The organism is Mesorhizobium sp. M1E.F.Ca.ET.041.01.1.1 (genome assembly GCF_003997355.1).
In the GTDB taxonomy this organism is placed as follows: Bacteria; Pseudomonadota; Alphaproteobacteria; order Rhizobiales; family Rhizobiaceae; genus Mesorhizobium.
Map to the genome: position 1 here is coordinate 1 of NZ_RZSL01000577.1, position 3,684 is coordinate 3,684.

General features: G+C 63.5%; 4 protein-coding genes and 1 tRNA gene. 2 read left to right on the plus strand and 3 right to left on the minus strand.

Annotated elements, in window-relative coordinates; all coding sequences use genetic code 11:
* Nucleotides 1–675: ATP-binding protein (locus EOA38_RS30500; protein ID WP_245480955.1), on the plus strand; the 675-nt coding region annotated here is incomplete at its 5' end.
* An 84-nt stretch (nucleotides 676–759) separates the two neighbouring features.
* Here the strand turns inward: EOA38_RS30500 and EOA38_RS30505 are convergent.
* Entirely contained in the window at nucleotides 760–1,812 is a 1,053-nt protein-coding gene (locus EOA38_RS30505) for a LysR family transcriptional regulator (protein ID WP_245464651.1), read from the minus strand.
* A 62-nt stretch (nucleotides 1,813–1,874) separates the two neighbouring features.
* Between EOA38_RS30505 and EOA38_RS30510 the strand changes: the two genes are divergently transcribed.
* Nucleotides 1,875–2,324: a quercetin 2,3-dioxygenase gene (locus EOA38_RS30510; protein WP_126093438.1), complete on the plus strand. Its 450-nt coding sequence runs from the start codon at nucleotides 1,875–1,877 to the stop codon at nucleotides 2,322–2,324.
* 79 nt (nucleotides 2,325–2,403) lie between these two features.
* Here the strand turns inward: EOA38_RS30510 and EOA38_RS30515 are convergent.
* Both EOA38_RS30515 and EOA38_RS30520 read right to left on the minus strand, forming a co-directional pair.
* Nucleotides 2,404–2,478: transfer RNA gene (locus tag EOA38_RS30515), tRNA-Glu, on the minus strand.
* Nucleotides 2,479–2,886: 408 nt separating this feature from the next.
* Nucleotides 2,887–3,684, minus strand: a 798-nt coding sequence (locus EOA38_RS30520) for a YcbK family protein (RefSeq protein WP_127300977.1), incomplete at its 5' end; no start/stop codon positions are given.

Below are 3,684 nucleotides of genomic sequence, written 5' to 3' on the forward strand. Positions count from 1 at the left end.
GTCAGGGCCACCGCGCATGCGCTCAACCAGCTCTCCGCGCGGCTCCAGGCGGCGATGGAAAGCCGCATGCGCCTGGTCGCGGCCGCCGGCCATGATCTCAGGACGCCGATGACCCGAATGCGGCTGAGGGCCGAATTCCTCGACGAGGACCGCGAGAAATGGCTGAGCGATCTCGACGAACTCGACCGCATCGCCGACAGTGCCATCCGGCTGGTGCGCGAGGAGGTCAACCAGGACGCGGTCGAGGCGGTGGAACTGGACAGGCTGGTCCGCGACATCGAGACCGAGATGACGGCGCTCGGCCACGCCGTGACGATCGACCATCTCGATCATGTCTCGGTCAAGGCCGGCGCGCTCGGCCTGCGCCGCGCGCTGCGCAACCTGATCGTCAACGCCGCCACGCATGGCAAAAGCTGCAGCGTTTCGCTGTCCGGGCAGGGCGGCCGTGCGGTGCTGACCATCGCCGACCGCGGACCCGGCATTCCGCCGGACCTGTTGAACAAGGCGTTCGAGCCGTTCTTCCGGGTAGACCCGGCGCGCACGCAGTTCATCCCGGGCGCGGGATTGGGCTTGGCGATCGCGAAGGAGATCATCGAGCGGTATGGCGGGTCGATCCGGCTGGAGAACCGCACGGGGGGAGGGTTGGTGCAGACAGTGGTGTTTGGGACGGTTTAGGCGGTCGGAGGCTGCTAGTCGATATGTGCGCCTGCTTCCTCAACCACTCTTGCACTATCGGGCAAAGGCGGTTTTTTGACTGCCTTATCCCTTTCCCTTGAGCTCACAAGCAGGCACTGACATCGGCTCTCCACTCACGTGGGGTTCATGGGCGCTGCTATCGGTTTCACTGGCATTCAGTTGCGAGAGCAGCTTCAGCACCACTTCCCGCAGCCAGCGGTGCGTAGGATCGGTTGTATTGCGTTTGTGCCAGACGATGCAGACGAGGGCAGGATTGATCGGCATGGGCGGAATGTAGATCTCCAGCCTCAAGCGGGACGCCACCTTGCGCGCGAGTTGTTCCGGTACGAGCGCGACCAGATCGCTTCCCGCCACCGCGTTACAGACGCCGCCGAACACCGGCAGGGTCATGGCCACCCGCCGTTCGCGCCCCATCCGGGCCAGCGCGGCATCGCCCATGGCCTTGAGTTTGCCCTCGGGCGAGAAGACGACATGGCCGAGGTCGCAGAACAGGTCGATCGGAACGACATCTCCCGGCTTCACCTTCGCCCGTTCGAGCCTTGGATGCCCGGCGCGGGCAATCGTCACGAACGTCGACCGGAAGGCAGGAAGATAGTCGATCCAGGCCGGGAAATCGGTCTTGGGAACAAGGGCAAGGTCGATGCCATGCTTTTCGAGCGTGCCGACATAGTCGTTGGGCACCAGGTCCACCAGTTGGACCTGTATTCTTGGAGCAAGCTGGGAAATTGCATTGGCCAACGGAGGCATCAGCATTTCGGCAAAAAAATCCGAACCTGCGATCTTGAAACTTTGCTCGGCGTCGGCCGGATTGAAGCTGCCAGGCTCGGCAAGCAGCGCCGACAGTTCATCGAGGATGCGACGAAGCGGAAGTTCGAGGTTGCGGGCGTATTGCGTCGGCACGATGCGCTGCCCTTCGCGCACGAACAGCGGGTCGCCCAGCGACTGCCGAAGCCGTCCCAGGCCGGCTGAGACCGCTGGTTGCGACAGTCCGATGCGTTCTCCGGCCTTTACGGTCGATTGCTCGCGCAAAAGCGCGTCGAGCACCCGCAGAAGATTGAGATCGAAGTTCGATAAATTCATCGCTCGAATATATTTTATAATGACTATCGATTTCAATTATGAAATCGATTCTGGCAGTCTCCTTCATCGGAAATGACGTCGGATCGTGGGAGTTTTCGATGGCCGCTGCTTCGGTACCTTACAATGTCCAATGGCTCGGCACGACCTATAGGATCTGCCTGACCGCGGAGCAGACGGTCTCGCGGCTCGGAATATTCGAAAGCCTGAGCCAGCCGGGATATGGTCCTCCGCGCCATATCCACGACGAAGAGGACGAAACCTTCTACATCCAGTCCGGCGAGGTGGAGTTCTGGATGAACGGGCAAACGTGTATTGTCGGTCCGGGCAGCGTCGTCCACGTTCCGCGCGGAACCGAGCACGCATTCCGGGTGCTCGACGATCGCCCCGCCAGAATGCTCACCGTCATGACACCCGGCGGCTTCGAGGGCTTCTTCGCGGAGATGGCGACACACAAGTGCCGCATCCCCGATGACATGGATCAGATCGCCGCTATCGGAGCGCGTTTCGGTCTGACCTTTACGGGTCCGCCTTTGGGCGCGGCTTGGTGAATCGGCGAGATGACAAACTGCATTTCGGGTCCCTCATCAGGACTGAAACGCCGACCAGAAACTAACTTATTGAAAAAGCTGGTACGCCCAAGGGGAATCGAACCCCTGTTACCGCCGTGAAAGGGCGGTGTCCTAACCGCTAGACGATGGGCGCGCTCAGACGAAGCGGCTTATAATTGCGTTGTTCGCAACCGGCAACCCATCTGCAGCCACATGCGACAACTTTTTTCAAGGGTGGGAAAAAGGGCGGTTTTGGCCAGCTATTGTGGCGTCGCGTTCCTTCACACCCCCCTCTGTCTCTGCCGGACATCTCCCCCGCAAGGGGGGAGATTGGACGTTACCGCCGCTTTCGCCAATCGCCTACTTTGGAGGAAGAGCACCGCCGACGAAACTGCCAATCTCCCCCCTTGCGGGGGAGATGTCCGGCAGGACAGAGGGGGGTACTGTCCCGCCAGCGTTTCGGATCTTCTGCACTGCCCTTGCGCCCATGGGCCACGGCATGGATGCTTGGGTCCCCGCACCGCTTGCGTCGCTACGCCAAGGATGACGAGGTTGGGGAGGCTCAGCCGTCGCCACCGCCGCCGCGGCGGCGGCAGCGCCAGTTCCAGTCGCGTTCGGGGCCGACGTCGACGTGGATCGATTCGGTGTGGCAATAGGTGCCGACACCGCCGCGGCCGGGCATCGAGCGGACATAGCTCGCCAGCTCCCACCTGGAGACGCCTGGCACCTGGATGTCGGCGGCGGCGCAGTACATGTGCAGCGAGTTCTTGGCGCCGTTGGCGCGGCGGTTGCGGGACGGGTCGCGATAGCCGGAGGGGACGACCATCTTGCGGCCGAAATGGCCCTCGATCGTCTTCAGCACCCGCACCAGCGAGGGCTTGAGGCACGCAACGTCGACGCTTTCGTTCTGCTTCAACAGACCGTTGGGCGCGAGCCTCGCCATACCGGCGGCGGACGCCACCTGGTAGGAGCCGCCGCCTTCGTCCTCGTTGAGGTCGACGTCGCTCTCGTCGTCGATGCCGGACTTGCGCTTGATCTCGAACAGCGCCGTCTGGCGCACGCCGGGCAGGGCGTCGGCGCCGGTGATGTGGCTGCCGCTGTCGTCGCCGAGGGAAGCGAGCTGCACCGGCTTGTCGCCGGGCGTCGCGGAGGCCAGCGTCACGATCGGCTTCGCCGGCGGCGGCGTGGTCTTGGCCTGGGCGGCGGGCTGGTCGGCCGAACGGGTGTTGACCAGCGGCGCGGTGGCGGCGGAGGCCGGCGTGGTGCTGAACAGCGAGGCGAAAAGGCCCTTCTTGGGCGCGGCGATCGGCTGCTGCGGCGGCTCGCCCGCCGTCACGTAGACGCCGCCATCGTTCATGAC

Coding starts and splice junctions, on each gene's coding strand:
- EOA38_RS30510 (WP_126093438.1), top strand. CDS start 1,875: ATGGCCGCTGCTTCGGTACCTTACAATGTCCAATGGCTCGGCACGACC.